This is a genomic window from Ruegeria sp. K11, assembly GCF_056531905.1.
In genome coordinates this window covers 361616-385260 of record NZ_JBQFMP010000003.1, presented here as the reverse complement: position 1 = coordinate 385260, position 23645 = coordinate 361616, and the positions used below count along the sequence as shown (strand labels likewise).

Genomic DNA, 23645 nt, shown 5'->3' with positions numbered 1-23645 from the left:
TTCTCCAGTGTCTCAGAGGTGTTGCGCGGCCTGGCTCGCCGCCTCGGGTCCGGTCACGGCTGTCTGGGACTTTGCAGGAAACAGACTAAGGGCCGTGGCCGGTACGCTTACATCGACCGCCGAGCCGATGGGCATCTTGTGGGGATTGTCCGCCATGATCCGGGCCTCGCCGACCTGAATTTCGTGACGATAAACCGATCCCAGATAGGAATGCTGAACCACTGTTCCGGGCAGAGACAGTGCGCCATCCATCGTGTGTCCCAATTGCGCGGCGTCACTGTGAAACAGGATATCGACCGGGCCGCTTTGGGGCTGTGGGAAATGAACGCCGGATACGTCTGCGGCGGCGATCGGCAGGCGGTGGCGTTGGCCGTTGACTTTCAGATCGACAAACTGCGCGCCAAGATCGGCCTCACCAGTCAGGGTGTTTCCGGCCCCCATGAACCGCGCGACATAGGGGTTTGCGGGTGTGTGAAACACATCCTCGGGCGTGCCGACCTGCGCGATGCGCCCCTGATTCAGGATCACCACCCGATCGGCCATCGACATCGCCTCTTCGCGGTCATGGGTGACAAGGACGGTGGTCAGCCCCAACCGTTGTTGCAGCGTGCGGATCTCGTGCCGCATATTCGCGCGGATACCCGCATCGAGGTTGGACAGCGGCTCATCCAGCAACAGCACCGGCGGGTCGATGGCCAGCGCCCGTGCCAGCGCAACCCGCTGCCGCTGACCGCCGGACAAGGCGCCGATCTTGCGGTGGATCAGATCGCCCAACCCCACCAGCGCCGCCATCTCCTGCACCCGCGCCGAAATCTGAGCTTTGCTTTTTCCACGCAGCTTCAGCCCGTATCCAATGTTCTGTGCCACGTTCATATGCGGCCACAAGGCATAGGACTGGAACATCATCGCCATTCCGCGCTTTTCGGGCGTTGTGTGGCTCATGTCCTGACCATCGACGGAAATCGAGCCGCCTCGCACCGGGACAAACCCAGCCAACGCACGCAGCAGCGTGGTCTTGCCACAGCCCGACGCCCCCAGCAGGGCGATGAACTCTCCGGCCCGCACGTCAAGATCGATGTCCGACAACACATCCTGTTCGGCATATCCAACCCGCAAGCCGCGCAGCTGTATCTCGGCACCAAGAGTAGAAGAGGTGGTTTCGTAGTCGACCGGAGCAAGGTTCATTTTGCATCTTCCATAATTCTGCTACAAATGTAGTGAACACGTGTTCACATAACGGTAAGTAATGACACCTTTATGACGCAAGCTAAAATTTTAAATATTCACAAACGAAGCTGTGACCCATCAAAACGAGACCTGACTGAAACATGACGACAAGCAAAGTTTCCAAACCACGCCGCGTTACAGCGAAGCAGGTTGCGCAGGCGGCTGGTGTTTCGCGCTCGGCGGTGTCGCGAGCGTTCACGCCAGGCTCACCATTGGACGAAGACAAGAAAAAGAAAATTCTGCAGGTTTCAGAACAGCTTGGATACCGCCCCAACGCATTGGCGGCAGGGTTGCAAAGCACGGGTCGATCAAACCTTGTGGCCATCGTCACGGGCGATCTGGTGAACCATTATGATAGCGAGATTCTGGCCAAGCTGATGCGGGGCCTACAGGGGATGGGCAAGTGGCCTGTTGTGCTTGGTGGGTCCGCTGAAACGAGCGAAGCAGAGATACTGGAAGTACTGGCATACCCGCTGGATGCGCTGATCCTGCGCGGCGGGAGCGTGGACGAATCAGTTGCGATCCACTGCGCCAAACTGAATATCCCTTTGATCGTATCTGGCCGCGTGATGCAGGCCGAGCGGGTGGATTGCGTCTGCTGCGACAATGCGCGCGGAGCCGATTTGGCTGTTGCCGAACTCATCAGTCAGGGAAAAACCCGACTGGGATATCTTGGCGGTCAGGAGCATCTTTCCTCGGATCAGGAACGCATGGCCGGATTTGAAAACGCCCTGGCGAAGGCGGGTTTGAAACCAGCCATCATCGAACATTCCGACTACAGCTATGAGGGCGGGTACCAGTCCATCATTCAGATCCTGAAGGGAAATGGCAGTATCGATGGGTTGTTTTGTGCAAATGATGCGATGGCGTTGGGTGCGTTGACAGCGGCCCGTCAGGAGTTTGGCATGAATATTCCGACGGACCTTTCCGTGGTGGGCTTTGATGACATCGCGATTTCCCGATGGCCGAACATTCAGCTGTCCACTGTGCGCAACGACATGGATCAAACCGTTTCAGAGATATTGCGGTTGCTTTCCGAAAGATTGGATCAACCGGAAAAGCCCAGTGAAATCGTCTTGATCGCTCCGGAATTTATCTCGCGGGGAACACATTGACCATGAAAGCTGACGTAGCAACATTTTCCGTCTGGATGATCCCGGAGGAACCGGACCTTACCGACCTAAGCAATCGGATCAACAATTTCGCGAATGCAAATGGGACCCCGTCCTTCGTGCCGCATGTGACGCTTTTGGGGGATATTGCGGGTGACGAGGCAGAGCTGGTTGCACGCCTTGGCAGAATATCATCCGGCGTCTCATGCCACAAACTGACCGTGACCGATGTTAAGGCGGAAGATCTGTTCTTTAAGTCCTTGTATCTGGACTTGTTGCCCCCGCCCAAGCTTGTCCGCGAGCAAGCTGTGTTGGTCCAAGGTTTGCCAGCCTCTCAGCACCCTCGGGAATTTCTGCCTCATATCAGCGTCGCCTATGGTCCGATCAAACCCGAAATCAAAGCTGCAGAAACCGAAGCGCTGAATAGTTTGATCGGCGCGACACTGAGGTTTAGGCATTTGCATCTGGTTAAATCCAGCCAAAACGTGCCGATTGAGGACTGGGAAACAATGCAGTCATTTAGACTTAGGACCTGACCTGAGCCCCTGAAACTCCTCTAGTTTTGTGTAGAGTCCGCCCAATTTAAGGACGGACAAATGAAGACGAGATCCACCGACGAAAAGTTCATTCAGATGATCAAGGAACAGGAAGCTGGCGAGCGGACTGCGGATGTGTGCACCCTTGCGAACCTGGCGCTGGTGGCCGATACCTTTCTATCAGGTCTGCACGTCACGCGTGAAGTGAACCTCTGCGTTGGTGCGCGCCGCCTGATCTTCTGCAATCAACGCCGCGATCTTCGGGCGGGATTTTTGCTTTGCGAAATAGGCTTCCAGTTGAGGATAACCTGCTATCGGCACTTTCGCGCGCGCCGAGAGCACAAGGAACCAGACAAGATAGGCATCTGCCGCTGTAAAGTGATGGCCGACAAGGAAGTCACTTGTGCTCAGATGTGCGTCCAAAAGCGCGAGACGATCCGGCGCCAATGCGCGAAAGTTGTCCTTTACCGGGTCTGTTGCTTCCGGATAAAACACCACGCGCAAAATCTGTTTGTGCAGTTCCGTGGCCGTAAAGCTTAACCATCGGACCAATTGAAAATATGCCGGACTGTCCGCGGCGACAGTCATGTCCCTCTGCGATCGTGACTGCACCCAAAGCAGGCAGGCGGAGGTCTCGGTGAGTAATTCGCCTGTCTCAAGACGCAATGTCGCCACCTGACCTAACGGGTTCACATCCAAAAGTGACCCACCCGAGGCTAATGCCTTGGTTTCAAAGTCAACAAGATCGATGTCCAAAGGTACATCGCCCTCTGCGGCTGCAAAACGCACTGCGAGTGAGCAATTGAACGGGCAATGATACAAAAGCGCAGGCATGATGGAGGTCTCCTCGTTTTGGGTCTTGGTGGTTCTTTTAGCTTCTGTTTCGAAGCCCGTCACTTGCTCAGGCGCAGTAGCAAAACTCCAAGACTGGCATTCGACGAGATCGTTCGAACCTGGAATTTGCACCGTGACGAATGGCGGCAATGCGGGCTGCAACGATGAAGCAGAAGGCCGTAATCAAGGTCGGTTCCGGCCTGGTCAGCCTCGACGCGGCCGGTGACATACAATGCAGACATTTGCAAAGCGGACAACACATCGAGCATGCGAGATTGCCCAAGAAATTCGACGCAAAACTGGGCTCGAGTGGAGTCGCCTGACCGTCCGGTTTGATGGAGGGGCGTTTGGCCTCGCCTGAGGGGAACAGAGCAGATTGACCGACCGCCAATAGCGCGGCGCTGCGCCAGTTTCCCGATCTTACTCCGGCACGCCCGCTCTCTGCAGGCTCGCCAGCCAAACTCTGCGATTTTCCGGGTGGTTTTTTGAGCCTGCGAATTGCCTGCGCATTGCGGAAATCGTTAGTTTCGGGTTGATCTCCAGCGCTGCGTTCACTGCATTTTGCGCTTCTTCCGGTCTGTCCAGCGCGGCAAGATTGGCGGCGCTCAGCAGGTGATGGAACATTCGCCAAGTATTGCTTGTCGCCACCGCGCCCAGCTGTCGGGCGGCGTCCAGCGCTTCTTCGTAGCGCCCCAGATGAAACAGGATGTGCCCTTTGTAGAAATACATGTTCTGCAGCATCGGATCGCGCGGGCTTAACCTGATCGCCATCTCTATTTCGGGCAGGGCGCGGTCCTGCATGCGAAACCAGTCATAGGTATGTGCCATTTCCAGCCGGATACGTGCGTCATTGGGGTTAAGCAAAACGGCACGTTCAAGATTGGCAATGGCAGGATCTGCCTCACCAGTAAAGCGGTAGATATAGCCAAGCGCCGCATGTGCCTGAGCGTCTTGGTCATCCAACTCTATCGCGCGCTTGGCCGCCTCGGTTGCGGCTATCAATGTGTCCTGAGGCGTATCTGACCACTGAAAGAAGAAAATCGTCCCCAGCGCACGGGCCAACAAGCTATAGGCTGCGGCGAAATTTGGATCAGCGGCGATGGCCTCATGTGCGAACGCGACCGCTTCCTGCTGTGCTTCTTGCGAAAAAATAGCCTGTCGCGCCCGACCACGCAGATACAAATCCCATGCATCCATGTCCTCGGTCGGTTTTTCGAGTGATCGAGCTTCGCCGGATTCATAAATCTCCGGTAACAATTGGCCCGCTATGGCCCGGCTGATCTCGTCCTGAACGTCAAAGATATCTGTCACCCGGCGGTCAAAAACCTCGGCCCAAATGGTCTCGGCGCTGCCGACATCAATTAGTTCTCCGCTGACGCGCAACTGACCATCCGCGCGGCGCACGCTGCCCCGAACAACATAGCTAACCCCAAGATCGCGCGCGATTTCGAGCGCGGTTGCCTGATCCTGCGCGTAAGAGAACATAGTCGCGCTGGACACCACGAACAGTTCCCGATTGCGCGAAAGGTGGGCGATCAGGTCGTCGGTGAGACCATCGACAAAATACTGCCCGGTTTTTTCGTCCCCGATATTGTCAAATTGCACAATGGCCAAAGAAGGCTTGCCTTTGTCCGGCAATCTCTGGCGATCCGCAAAAATGGAAATCGACAACATCGCTATGGCCAAACCCAGTAGTGCGCCAGCGATAAGGACGCTGCGTTTCGGGGTTTTGGCAACGTGCTTGCGAAGCTCATCATCTGCTGTAACTGAAGCCACAAATTGAAACCCGCGCTTGGGGAAGGTCTTGATGTAATCCGATCGTGCCGCCGTGTCGCCCAAGGCCTTGCGCACGGACCGGATGCGCGTGTTCAAAGCGGCGTCAGTGATCGCGGCTCCGTCCCAAATCTCGTCTATAATCTCTTGCTTGCTGACGATTCTTTCCCGGTTCCGGATCAGAAACTCCAGCAATTGCAGCGCCTGTGGTTCCAGGGCAACTGGCTGACCAAGGCGGTTCAGTCCCTGGGTCGGATCAAGTTGGAACTCCAAGAAACGGTACATGCTTCAACCTACACCCCGCCATGTCCCTGGCTCAACGAAGTTTGGGTATTGTCAGATGAATGTCAGAAAAAATCAGCTTTCGATCAAGCCCGGTGTGCTTGCAGCGCGTAGCGTCCGATTGGGCAACCGCCCGGTTGCATTGACCAAAGCACCAGGGAGACAGGATATGACACACTTCAAAACACTTTGCGTAGCGGCTGCGGTGACGCTAGCAGGGAGCACTGCGTATGCTGAATCTGATCTTGAGGCGGCATTGACTGACGGCGCCGAGCGTCTCAACGCCGACCAAATCGCGGAACTTTTGATTGGCAACACTGTCACGGCCACGTCCGGAGAGAAGACGTTTCGCTTCTTTTACGACCCGAACAATACGGTGAGTGGGGAATTAACAAACGGCGGCTGGACCGGTGCGGGTGCGTTTGCCATCACTGATGCTGACCAGGTTTGCGTGTCCATGGCGGCCGACAATGGGCGCTATCGTTGTTTGACAGTGCTGCGCGTCGGGGACTCAATCCAGAAATTCAATGCCGACGGAAAGCGGACATTCGAACTTCACAGTTTTGAGCCTTCTACGGGCCTCTGAACCGGGCTTCTTTCGGCTGATACCACCGTATCCGTCGTCAGAGATTTTCGGAGAGCTGAAGCGTTTTCGTAACAGAGGCTCTGGTTCGGTTTCTGTTTGAGTTCAGGCAGCAGCGGCTTGGTGCTGCAACCGGCGTTTTCGGATTGTCTGAACGTATGTGCTTTGATGGTGCGGTCCAGTTGATGGAAGGGAAGGGGGCTGATCTTCCGGCTTTCCCAATGCGGAAAGGAGCATCCAGATATGTTAGCCGGTGTTCGCCGCATTGGCGCCTTGGTCCAATAAACGAGACCCCAGCAAAGCAACCGCCTCGTTGAATACGTTCAAGTCTTCATCGGCACGTGCTGCGAGATGTGCGCCTTCCAGCAAGGCCAAAGCCGCACGGGCTTCGTGATGGGGGTCTGACACATTGGCGATAGAGCCATCTTTCTGCCCCATCTCAAAAGTAGCTGTCAGCCAACCCACAACCATTTTGCGAAAGGATCTGATCTTTGTGTTCAGCGCCTCTGACAGGCTTTCGCGACTGCCGATGAACGCCACGCACAGGCAAAGCGTCTGTCCCTTATTCAGCGCATTGCGGTAGACGTCGATCAGGGCAGAAAGGCGCTCTGCTCCGGTGTCGCTTGTGGTCTCTATGCTGGAACAGGTTGTCTCGAACGTCTTGAAATACCGCTCCATCAGCGCTTCAGAGAGATTGGCTTTGGTTGGAAAATGGTGGTGGATCGAAGCCTTCCGGATGCCGACCGCTTCGGCCAGGTCGGCATAGCTGAACCCGTCAAAACCGCGTGCGCGCACGGCGCGTTCGGCACAGTCCATCAGGGCGGTCTTTGTGTCGGTGGGCATCGGTTAAGCTTTCTCTTCGACCAGCATGTCTAGCGTATTTTCCGCCGCTTCCAAAGCACCTTCCAGATATCCCCCGAATTGCGGGGCCACCTCTGTCCCCGAGATCAAAAGACGGCCGTCCCAAAGCTGCGACAATGCGTAGGGCAGACCATATTGGGGATGCGCGTTGAGAGGCTGCAGATCCAGCTTTGTGGACGTGAAGGGATCATAGGCCCAATCCTTGAGCAATAGCTGTGTCGGCGCGGCGGCCTTGGGTCCAAAAAGACGGTCCAGCTGTGCAAGGATGTTTTGACGGAGTGTCCGCTCATCCGCGCGGGCCTGTGGCGCGACACCGATAAAGCCGAACAGCGCGTAACACCCGCCTTCCATGGGCGAGGCATCGTGGAGTTCCACCATGGGTCCAAACCGGCTCATGGCATCGCCGGACAATCCCGCCTCACGCCAGAACGGGCGGTCATAGATCGCAACGGCCTTGGCCTGTCCGGCCATCCATGTGGCAATTCCCGTCATCGCGCGGATCGCAGGTTCCGGAAGGGCCGGAGCAAATGTCAGTTCTGCTGCAATGCGTGGCGGCAACGCGAGAACGCAACGCCGGGCGCGGAGCAAAACCCCGTTCTGCGCCTTGACCTCGATACCTTGATCCGTTCGGGTCAGAGAGGTGACTGGCGTGTTGAGCCTGAGCCGTTCAGCCTCCAGCCCTGCTGCAAGCCCGTCAATTAAAGCCCCAAGCCCACCTTGCAAACGGTAAGAGCCTTGCATGGAGGCAAAGCCGCGACCGCGCTGCACCTGCCCGCTCTCGTCTTCAAAGGACAGTTCACCGTCGGAATACTGGTCAAACGATGTCAGGCCCAACTTGTGGATCAGGTCCGCGATGCGGGGTTGCCCGGGCCAGTACCACGCCGGGCCAAGGTCGAAAGACCGGTCCGCGACCTGATGGCTGAGGATGCGCCCACCCAAACGGTTGCGCGCTTCAAGCAATAAAAAGTCGCGTCCTTGTCCGGTCAGGTGCGAAGCCAGCGAGAGGCCGGAGAGGCCCCCGCCAATGATCAGAGTCTCGGTATCCACTCGGTCAGAACCCCTCTGACGCCGGACGCAAGTCAATCTCATGTGTCCAGGTGGATTTGGGCTGTTGCGCGATCTGCCAATAAACCTCGGCGATTTCGTCGGGTTTCATCATCTTGGCCGGGTCAAGACTGTGCAACGCGCGGGACCGGGCGGAATCGATGATCCCGTCGAGGATCACATGGGCCACGTGAACACCGGCTGGCTGGTATTCTCGTGCCAACGATTGGGTGAGCCCCCGCAAGGCAAACTTGGCCGAGGCAAAGGCAGAGAACCGCGCGCCGCCGCGCAGAGATGCCGTGGCGCCCGAAACGATCAACGTCCCCCCGCCGCCGCGTACCATGGGCTGCAACACCGATTGGCAAAGAACCACCAAGGATTGCACCATAGACGTCCAGGTGCGCTGATAATCTTCAAGCGTGGTCTCAGGAAAAGGTGCAATCACCAGTTCCGCCGTATTGTGGACCACGATCTTCGGCGGGCCCTTTTGAGCAATCAGGTCCGCTAGCGCCGCACTTGTTTCTGTCACATCAGATAGATCAAGTTGAAGAAATCTCCCGCTGCTCTGATCCGGGGCAGTGCGGCCAAGGCCTACGGCCTCCATGCCTTGCGCCTCAAAATGCGCCAGAAGAGACTGGCCCAGACCGGCCCCTGCGCCCGCGACAAGTGCGAGTGGTTTTTCTGCAGTCATGATCATACCTCCGGTGGTTTGGCAAAGGGCAGGTGGCCGGTTTTCATCCAGATTTTGGCCCCTTTTGGACCCGCCAACGCTGTTAACGTTTGGCCGTCGGGAAGGCGCAGCCAGGCATTTTGGCTCAATTCTTCCCCATCAACCCGAACAGACCCTGCGATCACCAGAAGCTCGATACCGCCTGCGGCTTCGGACATGAGCGCGGCGTCAGCGTTCAAATGGCTATAGGTGACGATCTCACGTTCGTCCTTGTGAAGGGTTGCGGTTGCCACGCCGTCCACAGGCGCGGTCAGTTCCTCCGCCATCGTTTTGCGGAATTGAGTGCGATCCTGCATGTCGAACTGCCAGAGCTTTACGAAAATTGTGCAGCCGTGTTCGGATCCGGGCGTGTGCGAGGTTGTCGGCGGGTTACGGACATAGGTGCCTTCGGGAAAGTCCCCATGCTCATCCTGAAACACGCCCTCCAGCACGATGAACTCTTCGCCGCCGGTGTGGGTGTGGGCAGAGAACTGGCTGCCCGGCGCATAGCGCACTATGGTCGTGGCGCGGGCCACTTCTCCGCCGATCCGGTCGAGCATGCGACGATCTACACCTTTCATCGGCGAGGGCTGCCATTCCAGCCTGTCTGAATGCACAATCGCAGGTAACGAGAAATCTGCATTGATTTCCATATCAACTCTCCTTGTCGAGGGCAGCTTAGGCCGCAATGGACGGGCGCGCAGCGACTTTCTTGCGCCATGCGTGCAGGTTGCTGAGGGTCTCGGGGATATCCACGTTGGCAAAATCCGCAAACGCCAGGCCCGCAAATGCCGTGATATCGGCCATCGAGAACGTGTCACCCGCAATGAACGCGTTTTCCGCCAGCACCTCGTCCAGATAGGCCATGGTGTTCCCCGCGACCTCTTTTTGCTTCTCGCCCCACTCGGCGCATTGATAAGTCTCAAGCTCCGGTCCCAATCCTGGCGTGGCATGGTGGAAATAGGCACCGACGGCGTTCAACAGGCCGTTTTCGGCACGCAAGTTCATCATCGAAACTTTCGCACGTTCTTTTGGGGTGCTGCCGGTCAGAGTGTCGCCTTCAAAGTGACCGTCAATAAATTCGATAATCGCATTGCACTGTGAAATATGGGTGCCGTCCGGCAGCTCGAGACAGGGCACAACCGCGTCGGGGTTCTTTGCCTTGAACTCAGTCGTTCGGTGCTCTCCTCCCATTACATCAACCGGAACGAACTCCACTTGATCGGTCGCGCCTTTCTCGGCCAGGGCAATGCGTACGCGGGCCGGATTCGGGAAGCCTTCGATGTCGTAGATCTTCACAAGTCTCTCCTGTTAGCATCAATTTAATGGCTACCTATCAGTTGGTAGGTGAATAAGCAAGAAATTTCCAGACCGGCGCGCTCGGTCATCGGTTCGGACAACCCACATGCATGGGCCGACGCACTTCTTGGATGCAAGGAACTCAGCGATAGGACCGAACCCATCGACATGCTATTTTGATATCCGAGTGGATCGGAGACAACCTTGCTTGACCGTGATCATACGAATGAAATTGACCGTGTTCTGAACGGAGTCGACACAGGACGTGACCGTTTTGTTGCGGACAGCTGGCTGCGGTGCGTTGAAACCTACGGTATGGATCCGGCCCGACGCGAACCTGCGCATATTTTACCCGATACACAGTTCCGCGAACATCGGGAGCAATCCGAACGTCTAATCGCTACAGCCCGATCAGGGTTGCAATCGCTTTTTGGGCAGGTGGCGGGGCAGAACTATGTCTTGATGCTTGCGGATGCAGAAGGTGTATGCGTCGATTTTTTCGGAGACAGGAACTTCGAGGAGGAACTTCGCAACGCCGGGCTTTATTTGGGGTTTAAATGGACAGAGGACCTTGCAGGCACAAATGGCGTTGGCTCCTGCCTGGTGACAGGTGAGCCGGTCACGGTCCATCAGGATGACCATTTCTCGATGATGCATACGCCGTTGTCCTGCACAGCAGCCCCAATATTCGACACCAAAGGGGCGTTGACTGCGGTTCTTGACGTGTCTTTGTTGCGCGGTCCATCGCCAAAGGCCTCGCAGAATCTTGCCATGACACTGGTGACAAACTCTGCCCGTCGGGTCGAAATGGCGAACCTGATGGCCTCAACCAGACGGGATTGGGTATTGCGGTTCTCCGCCAGTCCCGAGTTCCTTGAAGTTGATCCCGAGGCCGCCGTGGCAGTGGATGGAAGCGGCAAGATCATCGGAATGACCTCAGGCGCGCGCCGAGCTTTGGACCCTCAGGGTTCGGGGCATCTTATCGGGTCGCAACTGGAAGATTGGCTTGAGCTAAGCGTTGACGACATGCCCGAGTTCATGCGTGGTCGTCCGTCTGAAGACCGGGTTTTGCGTATCAAAGACGGGCGTGCCCTCTATGGCCATGCAGTCGCGCCGCAAACGCCCCAAATGACAGCGGCATTGCGAACGCGCGAACAGGTTCTTCCCGGCGCGTTCAGCAGCTTTGCGGGACCGGACGCGGACCTGCAACAGTTGCTTGGAAAAGCCGCGCGGCTTGCGGCGACCAGCCTGCCGTTGCTGCTGACTGGCGAAAGCGGGACGGGCAAGACGAAACTGGCGCGGGCCATCCACATGGCCGACCCAAGGTCGCAGGGCTTTCACACGGTGGTATGCTGTGGGGCGAACACCTTTGACAGCTGTCACGAGATTGTCGCAGGGACGCTTTTCCTGCGTGGCATCGAAGACCTGACCGAGGCCGCGCAAGCCTCTCTTTTGGCTGTTTTGGAGAGACATTCGCGCCTTCGGATCATCGCCTCCTGCCGAGAGAACCCGGCTGGATTGCAGGACTCCTTGCGTGAAGACCTGTTGCACCGGATTGTCGGCGCAACGCTGCACTTGCCTCCTCTGCGCCACCGCGCGGACCTGGACTGGCTGATTGATCGGCTGCTGAGGCGCTTTGCCAGCAACGATATCCGCCTTTCGACAGCTGCGCGTGCGGACCTGAAATCGCGCACCTGGCGCGGCAATATTCGTGAGCTCGAACACGTGTTGCAGAGCACCGTCGCGCTTTGCGAGGACAACATCGTGGATTTGACGGACTTGCCAGCCCCGGTGCTGGCACCCGCGCAGGAACAGGGCCCGGATGACCTCGCCGCGCTTCTGGTCGCGTGTGACTGGAACATGTCTCAGGTTGCGCGGCGCCTTGGTGTCAATCGATCAACGATACTGCGCAGAGTACGCAAGGCTGGATTGAAACCTACCCTTTGAAAGAGCCTGCGCCGTGTTGCGCATCTGTTGCGTGCGCAACAGCGGGTGCGGTATTTGGCGCATGTCAACGTGCGGTCGGGCAATATCGCTTGCCCGAGTGGGCATCGATTTGCCAGCCTTCTGACCCGTGGAGATAGGGAGGATCACATGCTTGACACAACACTTTCGGATCAGACTCAGGCCTTTCTGGACAAGTTCGGCGCGACTCTGTCCAACGGCGACATCGACGCCACTTGTGATATGTTTGAAGACGACTGCTATTGGCGCGATCTGGTCAGCTTTACGTGGAATATCAAAACCGTTGAAGGCAAAGAACAGGTGGCGGACATGCTTTCCCATCAGCTTGCCACAACCAAACCGAATGGATGGAAAATCGCCGAAGGTGAAGTCCCGACAGAAGAGGGGGGCGTAACCACAGCCTGGATCGAATTTGAAACGGATGTGGCACGTGGCTATGGCTTGCTACGCCTCAAGGGAGACAAGATCTGGACCTTGTTGACCACAATGGTCGAGTTGAAAGGGCATGAAGAACCCAAAGGGTTCAACCGTCCGCTCGGCGCGAAACATGGCGCGGGCAAGCATCGAACCACCTGGGCGGAAGAGCGGGCGCAGGAAGAGGCTGAGCTTGGCTACGCGACGCAGCCCTATTGCGTTATCATCGGCGGCGGTCAGGGTGGTATAGCGATGGGTGCACGTCTGCGCCAGCTTGGCGTTCCCACGATTATCGTCGAGCGAAACGATCGCCCCGGGGACAGTTGGCGCAACCGCTACAAGTCCCTTTGTCTGCATGACCCGGTCTGGTACGACCATCTGCCTTACATCAAGTTTCCGGAAAACTGGCCGGTGTTCTCGCCCAAGGACAAGATCGGTGACTGGTTGGAAATGTATACCAAAGTCATGGAGTTGAACTACTGGACGCGCACATCCGCCAAGTCAGCCACATTTGACGAGGAAAAGGGCGAATGGACCATTGTCGTGAACCGGGATGGTGAAGAAGTTGTGCTCAGGCCAAAACAGTTGGTTATGGCGACCGGCATGTCGGGCAAGAAACGCATGCCTGACTTCCCGGGCATGGACGTATTCAAGGGCGTGCAAGAGCATTCGTCCGAACATGACGGGCCGGACAAGTGGACCGGCAAGAAAGTCGTCGTGGTCGGCTCCAACAATTCCGCCCATGATATCTGCGCGGCCCTTTGGGAAAACGATGCGGATGTGACCATGGTGCAGCGATCCTCGACCCATATCGTGCGCTCTGACAGTCTGATGGAGATCGGTTTGGGTGACCTCTATTCCGAACGCGCGGTTCGCTCGGGTGTGACGACCGAGAAAGCCGATCTGATCTTCGCATCACTCCCCTATCGTATCCTGCACGAATTCCAGATCCCCGCCTATGCGGCCATGAAAGAGCAGGACAAGGAATTCTACGAAGGCCTTGAGAAAGCCGGATTTTGGCTGGACTGGGGGGACGATGACAGCGGCCTGTTCATGAAGTACCTGCGCCGCGGCTCGGGCTATTACATCGATATCGGTGCCAGCCAGTTGATCATTGACGGTGAAATCAAGCTCAAACGCGGTCAGGTGACGTCATTGGATGAAACAGGCGTGATTCTTGACGATGGGACTCATCTGGATGCCGATCTTGTGGTTTACGCGACCGGGTACAATTCCATGAACGGGTGGGTTGCCGACCTGATGGGGCAGCCGTTGGCCGACCAGCTTGGCAAATGCTGGGGACTGGGTTCAGACACGACCAAAGACCCCGGGCCGTGGGAAGGCGAGCAGCGCAATATGTGGAAGCCGACACAGGTTCCAAACCTGTGGATGCATGGAGGAAACCTGCATCAGTCCCGGCATTATTCGCAATTCCTGTCGCTGCAGATCAAAGCACGGATGGAGGGGATTCCCACCCCGGTCTATGGCCTGCAAAAGGTGCATCACTTGAGTTAAAAAAGCGCGAACTCGAATAAAGCGGACCTTCCCACGCCTTGGCTGAAGGTCCGCTTTGACGTGGCATCTTGAACAGACAAAGCCCCTGGTTAACTGCCTGCGGCGCCGGGATTTACCTGTCCCATTGCAAACGGATCACCAGTTTAAGCGTCAAGACAACCATCGCGGCCCTCGACCAAGGATCGCCATCAAAACCGGGCACTCGGTGAACAGCGCGTGTTCAGGTTTGGCTTTGAAGTCAAGCCACCGCAGCTTTCTTCAATCCAACACGGATTTCGGAAAGTAGAACGACACGGTCCAGTTCGGTAGGTCCACGATCTCGCTGATCCGCAGGTCGCCGCAGACCGAGCACAACATATAGGCTTCGGCAGTGGACATACCTGTTGTGGCGGAAATCCAGTCGATCATACCTGAAACCGCATCGCGGGCGGCCTGCATCAAGTCTTCTCCGATGCCGGTTGTGGCCTTGTAGCCCGAACCGTCAAAATGCCGGGTGACGGGGCCGCTGGTTTCAAACCGGGGGTAGGGCAGGTTCTCGCCCTTGATCAGATCAACCTTGATGGCGACGTCCATCGGGCTTTCGATGGCAGTGCCGCAAATCTCTCCGTCCCCCTGCGCGGCATGTGTGTCGCCCAGCGACAGCATCCCGCCCGCCACCTCGACCGGCAGATACAGCGTTGTGCCCACGCAATTGTCGCGGATGTCCAGATTGCCGCCGACCCGGCGTGGGGGCACGACCGAATGCAACCCCGGCTCTGCCAGCGCCAGCCCGATTGTACCCACAAACGGCTTGAGCGGCACCTTGCCGCCGGGGCCGAACAGGGCAGGGGTCATCGCATTGGCATCGTATTTCCAGATATGCAGCGCCGCATCGGGGAATTGATCAGTCAACAAACCGAAGCCGGGGATGTTAGCGGTCCAGCCCCAGCCCGAGGGCTTGAAATCCAGAAATTCGATGGCGACCGTGTCTCCCGGCTCGGCGCCTTTGATGTGGATCGGTCCGGTGACCGGGTTAACCTTGTCGAACGACAGCGTTCCCAGATCGGCCAGTGTCGAGGAGGCATTCAGCTGCCCGCCCGAGCTGTCGATGGTTTCAACTTCGACCGTTTCGCCGGGATCGATGCTCAGGATGGGGTCGATGGAGTTGTCCCAGCCGAAATGGTGGTTGTGTTTGTGAATGGTGTGGTTGCAGCCCATGACTCACTCCTGCTTTTTCAGTACGAGGTCCTCGATTTCGTGGTCGCCCATGATCCCGCCAGGGCGCAAGGCCATTGTCAGCACGATCACCGTCCCAAGCGCAATGCCCGACAGGCCCAACACCTCGGGCAGGTCGATGCCCAGCAGGACCGGGCCGGTTTCCAGCCAGCGGACGCATTCCAGACCGAATGAGATCAGCAATGTGCCCAGCACAGCGCCGGTCACTGTCCGCATCCCTCCGAGGATCAGCATGGCAAGCGTCAGAAAGACGTGATTGAAATAGAAGGGCCGCGCGCTGATCGTGCCAAGGAAGAACGCATACGCAATCCCGGCCACCGCCAGCAGCACTGCGGACAGAACCCAGGCGATCAGGCGTAGCCTGCGGATGTTGACACCCATCGCCGCCGCGCCGACCTCATCATCGGCGCAGGCGCGCAACTGGATGCCCCAGCGGCTTTCCCTAAACAGGCGCACGACGAACACGACGACCACGGACAGGATCACGATAGAGGTCAACGAAAACACTTGCGGAATACCGAAAAACGCCTGATTTCCCTTGAAGATATCCGTGCGGTACAAAAACACTGAATGTACGATGACCAAAACGGCGAGGGAAAAGATGGTTACCCCCGACCCCGTCAGGCGCACGACAAACAAGCCCACGACGACGGCCAGCGCTGCAGTGATCAGAATGGCCAGCAGTGCCGAGGTTACCGGGTCCAGCGCAAAGGCATTCAACCCCCAAGGCGCGTCTGGCAACGAGATCGCCTTGACCGTCACGGGGGTTACGCAGATGGCCGCAACATAGGCCCCGATCCCCATGAATGCGCTATGACTGAGATTGGTCAGCCGCGCATTGCCCATGAACACCTGCATCGCCAGAACGACCAAGAGGTTCACGTAAGCGCTGTAGACCAGCCGCAGCTGATAGCGCGACCCGAAATAGGTCACGACCAAACCTATGGCGATCAGCACAGCGGCCAGGATCGCGGCACCGATCAACCCCCGTTTCTGACTGGGGTTCAGGATCATATCTTGTCCCCTTTTTCGGTCGGGGGGGACAGGATGCCGTCAGGCCTCCAGACAAGAACAAGGGCGATGATGCCAAAGACAAAGGCGTCTTTCATGCCGCCATATTCCTGAGGTAGCAGCACCAGCATCGCGACCTCGATCCCGCCAAGAAGGAAGCCGCCTAACACGGCACCGGGCAGGCTGCCAAAACCGCCAACCACGCAGGCGACAAAGGCCTTGAGCACGGGGTTGAACCCCAGATGCGGATCGACCGATCCACGTCGCGCCATGATGAAGATACAGGCCAGCCCGGCCAGAAGGCCCGACACCATGAAGGCCACGGCAAACACCCGGTTGGATTTGACGCCGACCATGCGCACCATCTCAAAATCCAGTGAGGCCGCGCGCATCGCCAGGCCGAGCGTCGTGCGTTTGAGAAACAGCATCAGTCCGACAATCACCAGAACTGTCGTCACTGCTTCGAACACCTGAAGTGACGACACCTGAACGCCGAACACCTGAATAGGCCATTCCAGAAAGTACAGCGATGTGACGGCCACCGGGCGCGGCGAGACTGCCAGCAAAAACACATTCTGGAGGATGATCGAGACACCGAAGGCGGTCAGCAGGCCGGTCGTCGGGTCCGCATAGCGCACGGGCCGGAACGCCACGCGCTCCAGCGCGAGGGACATCAGGATGGCGGCTGCGATTGCGCCGCCGATGACAATGAATGGATTGTTCAACGCCAGTGCTGCGAAGGCTACCATGGTATAGCCGCCTACCGCGATGACCTCTCCATGGGCAAAATTCACCAGCCCCATGATGGAAAAGACAATCGCCAGCCCCAAAGCGATCAGTGCGTATTCTGCGCCGAACGCAAGGGCATTCATCACCTGCTGGGCCACGTACTCCATATCAGGCGATCCCCGTCAATTCTGCCATCAGCGCGCTGCTCTGACCCAGTGTTTCCCGTGTCCCTTCCGCCACAATCCGCCCGTTGTTCAGAAGATAGGCGTAATCGGACAGGCGTAGCGCCTGAGTCGCGTTTTGTTCGACCAGCAGGATGGTCATGCCGTCTGCTTTCAGCTGCTCGATCATCCGAAATATCTGACTGACGATCTTAGGCGCCAATCCCAGGCTGGGCTCGTCCAGCAGCAGGATTTTAGGCCGTGTCATCAACGCGCGTGAGATGGCCAGCATTTGTTGTTCTCCGCCCGACAAGGTCCCCGCCAGCTGATCCCGCCGCTGACCCAAAATTGGAAAAGTTTCAAGCCAGCGGGCAATGTCGGCGTCCTTGCCGTCGCGATCAGGGCGGGTCGCGCCGCCCAAGAGCAGGTTTTCCTCGACGCTGAGGTTCGAAAAAATTCGCCGCCCTTCCGGGGCCACGGACATGCCCGCCTGCACACGCGTTTCAACCGGCAGGGCCGATATGTCATCGCCGTCAAAGGTGATCATTCCGGTCGATCTGACGACGCCCATCAGCGCCGAGATGGTCGAGGTCTTGCCAGCCCCGTTCGGGCCCAGCAAGGACACGCATTGGCCCCTTTCCACGGCAAAGGAAATGCCGTGCACAGCCTCGATCGGACCGTGAGAAACTATCAGGTTTTCTACATTCAGCATGGGTTGGGGAACGGGGGCAGGGACAGCCCCCGTTTGTTGGCTCAGTTCCAGTCCTGTGGTGTGTTTTCGGGAATCTCGTTCGAAATCAGAACCCGCTTGCCGTCCTTGTAGCCGATCACCGGGATCGTGCGCTGGGCATAGGTCTTCGTGTCCTTGAACGAGATGTTGTCCACCGTCAGAACCGGAATAGAGTCCGCATTGCGGATAGTCTCGGCAATGACTGCCGGATCCGAGCTGCCGGATGTTTCAACCGCCCAAGCCACTGCCTTGACCGTATCTGCGCCGGTGGCGGGGAACAGACCGGGCACATCGTGGCCTAATTCCTTGCAATCGGCCATGAATTTGACCACCGCACTTTCATCATGGCTGGGAGCCAGCGTCGCAAAGAACACTTTGTCCAGGATCGACGGATCATCGGCGGCGACGGCATCCAGCGACGGGTCGTCAAAGCCATCAGACCCCACCACCCACGCATCGATGCCCGCGCTGCGCAATTGCCGGACCAGAACGCCGATATCCGGCATGATCGATGAGATATAGACTGCGTCGATATCCTCACCCAATGCTTTCATGTCGGCAATCTGCGGCGACCAGTCTGACGTGCCAAAGCTGAAATTCATCTTGGCCAATACCTTGCCGCCACCCTCTTCGATCACCTGACCGAACCAAAGCGGGGTGCGCGCGGACCATGATCCACCTTCGTCCGAGGTCAGAAGCACCACGTTTCTGACGCCCTCACTCAGCGCATGGTTGGCCGCGGCCGCAGCGGTGAACGGATCAGGCGAGACGCCGGTAAAGAAATTGTCGACAATGCCCGCATGCATTTCGACCTGCGTGGATTGCGGCTGGAAGATCGACACGCCGTAGGGTTGGGCAATCTGCGCCACCGGGATCATCGTGTCCGAGAATGGCGTGGTGCCCAGCATCACAACCCCTTCGTCCAGAAATTTCTGCGCCAGTGAGATCGCCGCCTGCGTGTCGCCCGCGGAATCCTGAACCAGCACTTCGATCTTCTTGCCGCCCGCGCCACCCTCGGCGTTGATCATGTCGGCCATACAGCGCGCGCCCAGATATTCGGAATAGATCGCCAGATCGCCGGTCATCGGCACTCCGAGCCCGATTTTGATCGTGTCCTCGGCAACAGCCGGCAGAGCCAGGCTCATGGCGGTCAGAGTGGTAAAGGTCAGCTTCTTCATACTCATTCTCCTGTTGGCAGCCGCCTGCGTCACGCGGCCCGTTCATCGGTTTCGCCAAGATAAGCGTCGATAACTTCTTGGTTCTTGGTTATGTCTTCGGGCGCGCCTTCAGCGATGACAGCGCCCATGTTTAAAACGGTGATCCTGTCGCAGAGCGACATGATGAATTTCAGATCGTGGTCGATCACTAGGATCGCGCAATCCGAATGCGCCCGGACCCATGTCAGCGACCTGCCCAAGGCATCGGTTTCCTGTTCGTTCATCCCGGCGGCTGGTTCGTCCAGCATCAAAACCCGCGGGTTCAGGGCCAAAGCGCGCACGATTTCCAGCCGCCGAAGCTGCCCATAGGCCAGCGCACCCGCACTTTGATTGAGCTTGTCGGCCAGTCCAAACTCTGCGATGGCGGCGTCCACAATTTCTGCGCCCCTTCCGGAGTATCGGGCGACGTTTATGTTCTGTGCAACGCTGAGGCTTGGAAATATCCGCAGGTTCTGAAAGGTCCGTGCTACACCGCGCGCGGCGCGCTGATGCGCGCGCAAACGATCCAGCGGTTCGCCGTCCAGCGACAGGCTGCCCGCTGAATGAGACAACAGACCCGAGATCAGATTCACCAGCGTCGTTTTGCCCGCCCCGTTTGGGCCAATCAGGCCGCGCACCTCGCCTGCGGTGACCGACATCGTCACATCCTCGACCGCATGGACGCCGCCAAAGGTCTTGGTGATGCCATTCAGCTCAAGCACGCGCCAGCTCCTCGACCAGTTCGGCTGTTGTGACCTGTCGGCAATACCCCTTGATTGTACGCAGAGAGTGCTCGTGCCGCTCGGGCGTATAGGTCAGGCAGGCATCAGTGACCTGTGTCACCAGATAGCCCAGATCACAGGCATCCCGGATTGCGCTTTCGACACATTGATCGGTGATCAAACCGGCCAGAACGACTTGCCGGACGCCCAGATTGCGCAGGATGTAATCGATATGCGTCGAAACAAAGACCGAGGACGAGGATTTGGGCAGCACGATCTCATCACCCACGGGGGCGATCTGATCAATCACCTTCCCGTCCCAACTGCCTTTTGGAACATGAAAACCGGTAATCTTGTAATCCAGCGACCGATCCCGTCCGTCCAGAGTCAGGCTTTCGATATTGGTATACATGACCTCGACCCCGGCGGCGCGGCAGGCGGTTTGAATGCGCTGCATGTTGGGGATTACGCGGGCGTCCAGCTGATCGAAATACCAGCCGTATTTGTCCTGGAATTCCTGCGCGGTCACGTCTTTGAATTCCGAACCCTCCCGGTGTGCAGAAAAATTCTGCACGTCGATGAATATCAGCGCCGACTGGGCTGGGGTCAAAGGAACATTCCGGGTCAGGGTCACGATGTGTTCTCCAATATGCCTGCGACAGCCCTTGCCAAAAGCTGGGCCCACTCGGTCGCGCCCTTAGGACGGCGGATCAGGTCGTTGCGAATCTCGACAAGAGAATGCGCCAGACCGCGAGGTTCGACGAAATGCGGGATGAACCAGTCGCTTTCGCTTTCGATCTGGTAGGGCTGGTTCAGGGCCATGTGCAGATCAGGGCGCTGGGCTGAGAGGTGGTCAATCAAGGCCTGACCCGTAGCGGGGTCCGAACGTGTAAGAAACCCAGCGTGCCAGGGTCGGGCTTCACCCGCGACATGTGGGGTGAAGGAATGAATGGATATGGCCAGCGTGCGCGGCGCGTCGTCAAGCATCTGTGCGATGGCTGCATTTAACGGGGCCATAATCTCGCTCTGCCGCGCGGCGCGTTCGCTTGCGGTCAGATTCAGATTGGCTGGAATTTGCTCGCCAAAGCTGTGCGGGGGGATCGAATCCGGGGCATCAAATGGCCGGTTGCAGTCAATTACCAACCGAGAATAGCGCTGCAAAATCAGCGGCGCCTGCAAACGGTCTGCCAACTGTCTGGCAACCGCTTCGGCCCCGATGTCCCAACCGCGATGGCTGGCCTGAACCGCGTCGGATACACCAAGATCGCCCAGCTTTTGAGGGATCGCCCGACCCGCATGTTCACATAGCAGCATGACCGGGGCGTCGCTGTACTGGTTCACCCATTCCACCGGAGCAGGGTCTCCGGACATCAGCAGGTTCTCGGTTGCGGCGGATGTGATCATGCGTGTCACGTTAGAGAACAAGTTTTTTCAGAGTCAACAAGAAATGGATTGACTGAAATTTTCCTTCCATGCAATTCGTTGAAATCAGGAGGGACCCGTTTGCTTGTTCGGCAACGAATAGAATCCAAGGCAGAATACATGACCGCGAGCGAGCGAAAGCTGGCTGCTGCATTGCTGAGCGATTATCCCTATGCCGGATTGGTTTCGATACAGGAACTGGCGCGCCGGGCCGAGGTTTCAGCACCGTCGATCTCGCGGTTTGTGATCAAGATCGGGTTGGGCGGGTACCAGGAATTCCAACGGGCGCTGTTGTCCGAACTGAAGGAAGGCGAACGCTCGCCCACTGATCTGCACGGCGAAGGGCGCAACGTCGATGGCGGATTTCTGCGGGACTTCATCGCGCGCGCCTCGTCCCAAATGGCATTGTCGGCTGAAGGCATCACCGAGGCGCAGTTTCAACGCATCTGTACCTTGCTCAGCCAACCCAAAAGCGATGTCTATATTCTGGGAGGGCGGATCAGCGATACCATTGCTCAGCACCTGTCCTTTCACCTGCGTCAGACCCGCAGGGGTGTGTATCATCTGCCGGCCAATAACGAGGTCTGGCCGGAATACCTGCTGCGGATGAAACCGGCAGATATCCTGTTTCTGGTTGATTTCCGCCGCTATCAACCTGCGCTGGTGGGGCTTGCGGCGACTGCCACAAAGCAACGTGGGGTGCGGGTTGTGCTGATGACGGACAAATGGCTGTCGCCAATATCGCGCCATGCCGCAGAAATCTTGCCGGTGCCGATCGAAAGCGGCACACTCTGGGATACCTACACCGCAGCCCTTGCCGTTACCGAGGCGTTGGCAACGCGCATTGCAGAAGACAACTGGGACCAGACGAAATCCCGCATCGAAGCCTGGGACTCCATGCGATCCCTAAATCAGGATTCCAACACATGATGCCCAAGACCCCTTTGATCTTTGCCGCCACATCGGATCTGGCCGGGAAATTGCGCGGCAAGGCCTTTCCGGCTGATCAACTGAATAAACGGCTGCAGCGCGGGGTCGGATGGACGCCGACCAATGTTCAGATCAATTGCTTCGATGGAATTGCCGACAGCCCGTTCGGAGCGTTGGGTGACCTGTTGTTGATCCCGGATGCGACCGCCGAAGCAAAGGTGGATTTTGGCGAGCAGCCCGGGCTGCATTTCCTGATGGGGGACATTGTCACGCTGGAAGGTGAGCGGTGGGATTTCTGCACGCGCGGTTTGCTGAAGTCCGCGTTGGATCGACTGCACAAGGCCTCGGGCGCGCGCGTCCTTGCTGCTTTCGAACACGAGTTTCAGTTAAAAGGCACTCCGGAGCGGATCAACGAGGCCTATGGGCATAAAGGGTTCGATCTGCAACGTGACTTTTGTGAGACGTTGATCGCGTCAATTTCGCAAGTCGGATTGAGACCGGATTCGATCATGAAGGAATACGGCCCCAACCAGTACGAGGTGGTAATCGGCCCGGAACTCGGCGTGCGAGCGGCGGATGCTGCTGTCATGGTGCGCGAACTGACCTATGCCACCGCTCGGGCCTATGGCGAACAGGCCACTTACACGCCAATCCGTGACGTCGCAAGCGTGGGCAACGGCGTGCATATCCATATGAGTTTTTTGGATGATCTAGGCGCACCGCTGACATACAGCGCGGACGGGCCATGCGGCATGTCCGACCTGACCGGCGCTTTCGCTGCAGGAGTGCTGAAATACCTCGATGCGATACTCGCGCTGACCGCGCCTTCGGTGATCTCGTATGAACGCCTTACGCCGCACCGCTGGTCAGCCGCGTTCAACAACCTTGGATTCCGTGATCGCGAAGCGTCTCTGCGCATTTGTCCGGTGACGGCAAAAGACCCGGCCTCGGTCGAGCGGCAGTTCAATATTGAATACCGGGCTGCGGATGCGGCCGCCTCACCCCATCTGGCGTTGGCGGCCATCGTCATGGCCGGGACGCAAGGGATCGAAGAGGGGTTGACCCCGCCGTCTCCGACCGAAGAGGACCTGTCTTTGCTTGATCCCGATGAGCTGGCGGGAAAGGGGTTGGTGCGGTTGCCACAAACCCTGGAAGAAGCATTGGAGCGGTTCATCAACAACCCGGTTGTCACGGGTTGGCTGCCGGACGGCTTTGCGCAAGTGTATCGCGCGCATAAACTGTCGGAAATCGAGGCAACGGCGGAAATGGACACGGATGCGCGCTGTCGTCTGTATGAAGAAACGTATTGAACATGGTTGGTTCGGGCATCCGCAGCAGGTCTTAAACCGATTTTTGCAGCCGCTAAACAGGGTCT

Annotated in this window: 23 protein-coding genes; 7 read left to right on the top strand and 16 right to left on the bottom strand. The window is 57.8% G+C overall.

The window, feature by feature from the left end:
• Nucleotides 1–12 precede the first annotated feature (12 nt).
• Nucleotides 13–1185, bottom strand: coding sequence for an ABC transporter ATP-binding protein (locus ACR0K4_RS06975; protein ID WP_480515980.1), 1173 nt, complete (start codon nt 1183–1185; stop codon nt 13–15).
• 143 nt (nt 1186–1328) lie between these two features.
• On the opposite strand from ACR0K4_RS06975, the gene ACR0K4_RS06970 reads away from it, so the two are divergent.
• Together ACR0K4_RS06970 and ACR0K4_RS06965 are read left to right on the top strand one after the other, a co-directional pair.
• Nucleotides 1329–2342 (top strand): LacI family DNA-binding transcriptional regulator, encoded by a 1014-nt coding sequence (locus ACR0K4_RS06970; RefSeq protein WP_480853371.1) that lies wholly within the window; start codon nt 1329–1331, stop codon nt 2340–2342.
• A gap of 2 nt (nt 2343–2344) precedes the next feature.
• Nucleotides 2345–2875 carry a 2'-5' RNA ligase family protein gene (locus ACR0K4_RS06965; RefSeq protein WP_480853370.1) on the top strand — a complete coding sequence of 177 codons (531 nt, stop codon included), beginning with the start codon at nt 2345–2347 and terminating at the stop codon, nt 2873–2875.
• A gap of 180 nt (nt 2876–3055) precedes the next feature.
• Here ACR0K4_RS06965 and ACR0K4_RS06960 read toward each other — a convergent pair whose 3' ends face one another.
• Both ACR0K4_RS06960 and ACR0K4_RS06955 read right to left on the bottom strand, forming a co-directional pair.
• Nucleotides 3056–3859 carry a glutathione S-transferase family protein gene (locus tag ACR0K4_RS06960; protein ID WP_480853368.1) on the bottom strand — a complete coding sequence of 268 codons (804 nt, stop codon included), beginning with the start codon at nt 3857–3859 and terminating at the stop codon, nt 3056–3058.
• Nucleotides 3860–4129: 270 nt separating this feature from the next.
• Nucleotides 4130–5767, bottom strand: coding sequence for a winged helix-turn-helix domain-containing tetratricopeptide repeat protein (locus tag ACR0K4_RS06955; protein ID WP_480853367.1), 1638 nt, complete (start codon nt 5765–5767; stop codon nt 4130–4132).
• 166 nt (nt 5768–5933) lie between these two features.
• Here ACR0K4_RS06955 and ACR0K4_RS06950 point away from each other — a divergent pair, with 166 nt between their 5' ends.
• The gene (locus ACR0K4_RS06950; protein ID WP_480853366.1) at nt 5934–6350 is read left to right on the top strand and encodes a hypothetical protein; all 417 of its coding nucleotides are present in this window, start codon (nt 5934–5936) and stop codon (nt 6348–6350) included.
• Between the two features lie 243 nt (nt 6351–6593).
• Here the strand turns inward: ACR0K4_RS06950 and ACR0K4_RS06945 are convergent, their stop codons facing one another.
• The 5 genes from ACR0K4_RS06945 to ACR0K4_RS06925 are packed head-to-tail and all read right to left on the bottom strand — an operon-like array spanning nt 6594 to nt 10260.
• On the bottom strand, nt 6594–7190 hold the full coding sequence (locus tag ACR0K4_RS06945; RefSeq protein ID WP_480853365.1) for a TetR/AcrR family transcriptional regulator: 597 nt from the start codon (nt 7188–7190) through the stop codon (nt 6594–6596).
• Between the two features lie 3 nt (nt 7191–7193).
• A complete protein-coding gene (locus ACR0K4_RS06940; protein ID WP_480853363.1) occupies nt 7194–8255 on the bottom strand; it encodes a flavin monoamine oxidase family protein in 1062 nt (353 codons plus the stop codon).
• A gap of 4 nt (nt 8256–8259) precedes the next feature.
• Entirely contained in the window at nt 8260–8943 is a 684-nt protein-coding gene (locus ACR0K4_RS06935) for an SDR family NAD(P)-dependent oxidoreductase (protein WP_480515988.1), read from the bottom strand.
• Nucleotides 8944–8945: 2 nt separating this feature from the next.
• Nucleotides 8946–9614, bottom strand: coding sequence for a cupin domain-containing protein (locus ACR0K4_RS06930; protein WP_480853362.1), 669 nt, complete (start codon nt 9612–9614; stop codon nt 8946–8948).
• Nucleotides 9615–9639: 25 nt separating this feature from the next.
• Nucleotides 9640–10260: a glutathione S-transferase family protein gene (locus ACR0K4_RS06925; protein ID WP_480853360.1), complete on the bottom strand. Its 621-nt coding sequence runs from the start codon at nt 10258–10260 to the stop codon at nt 9640–9642.
• A gap of 204 nt (nt 10261–10464) precedes the next feature.
• Between ACR0K4_RS06925 and ACR0K4_RS06920 the strand changes: the two genes are divergently transcribed.
• Nucleotides 10465–12207, top strand: coding sequence for a sigma-54-dependent Fis family transcriptional regulator (locus tag ACR0K4_RS06920; RefSeq protein WP_480853359.1), 1743 nt, complete (start codon nt 10465–10467; stop codon nt 12205–12207).
• A gap of 147 nt (nt 12208–12354) precedes the next feature.
• Entirely contained in the window at nt 12355–14154 is a 1800-nt protein-coding gene (locus tag ACR0K4_RS06915; protein WP_480853358.1) for an NAD(P)-binding domain-containing protein, read from the top strand.
• A gap of 258 nt (nt 14155–14412) precedes the next feature.
• On the opposite strand, the gene ACR0K4_RS06910 is transcribed toward ACR0K4_RS06915, so the two are convergent.
• From ACR0K4_RS06910 to ACR0K4_RS06875, 8 genes are read right to left on the bottom strand one after another with little or no spacing between them, the layout of a single operon-like run.
• Nucleotides 14413–15351, bottom strand: coding sequence for an acetamidase/formamidase family protein (locus tag ACR0K4_RS06910; RefSeq protein WP_480853357.1), 939 nt, complete (start codon nt 15349–15351; stop codon nt 14413–14415).
• A gap of 3 nt (nt 15352–15354) precedes the next feature.
• A complete protein-coding gene (locus tag ACR0K4_RS06905) occupies nt 15355–16383 on the bottom strand; it encodes a branched-chain amino acid ABC transporter permease (protein WP_480515994.1) in 1029 nt (342 codons plus the stop codon).
• Nucleotides 16380–17276 carry a branched-chain amino acid ABC transporter permease gene (locus ACR0K4_RS06900; protein ID WP_480853356.1) on the bottom strand — a complete coding sequence of 299 codons (897 nt, stop codon included), beginning with the start codon at nt 17274–17276 and terminating at the stop codon, nt 16380–16382. Before ACR0K4_RS06900 ends, ACR0K4_RS06905 begins: the two co-directional genes overlap by 4 nt.
• Nucleotide 17277: 1 nt before the next feature.
• Nucleotides 17278–17982, bottom strand: coding sequence for an ABC transporter ATP-binding protein (locus ACR0K4_RS06895; protein WP_480853355.1), 705 nt, complete (start codon nt 17980–17982; stop codon nt 17278–17280).
• 41 nt (nt 17983–18023) lie between these two features.
• Entirely contained in the window at nt 18024–19178 is a 1155-nt protein-coding gene (locus ACR0K4_RS06890; protein ID WP_480853354.1) for an ABC transporter substrate-binding protein, read from the bottom strand.
• Between the two features lie 29 nt (nt 19179–19207).
• Nucleotides 19208–19918 (bottom strand): ABC transporter ATP-binding protein, encoded by a 711-nt coding sequence (locus ACR0K4_RS06885; protein WP_480515998.1) that lies wholly within the window; start codon nt 19916–19918, stop codon nt 19208–19210.
• Nucleotides 19911–20552 carry a cysteine hydrolase family protein gene (locus ACR0K4_RS06880; RefSeq protein ID WP_480853353.1) on the bottom strand — a complete coding sequence of 214 codons (642 nt, stop codon included), beginning with the start codon at nt 20550–20552 and terminating at the stop codon, nt 19911–19913. Before ACR0K4_RS06880 ends, ACR0K4_RS06885 begins: the two co-directional genes overlap by 8 nt.
• Entirely contained in the window at nt 20549–21322 is a 774-nt protein-coding gene (locus ACR0K4_RS06875; protein ID WP_480853352.1) for an N-formylglutamate amidohydrolase, read from the bottom strand. Before ACR0K4_RS06875 ends, ACR0K4_RS06880 begins: the two co-directional genes overlap by 4 nt.
• A gap of 48 nt (nt 21323–21370) precedes the next feature.
• On the opposite strand from ACR0K4_RS06875, the gene ACR0K4_RS06870 reads away from it, so the two are divergent.
• Nucleotides 21371–22270 (top strand): MurR/RpiR family transcriptional regulator, encoded by a 900-nt coding sequence (locus ACR0K4_RS06870; RefSeq protein WP_480853351.1) that lies wholly within the window; start codon nt 21371–21373, stop codon nt 22268–22270.
• Nucleotides 22267–23580, top strand: a complete 1314-nt coding sequence (locus ACR0K4_RS06865; RefSeq protein ID WP_480853350.1) for a type I glutamate--ammonia ligase — start codon at nt 22267–22269, stop codon at nt 23578–23580. Before ACR0K4_RS06870 ends, ACR0K4_RS06865 begins: the two co-directional genes overlap by 4 nt.
• Nucleotides 23581–23645 lie beyond the last annotated feature (65 nt).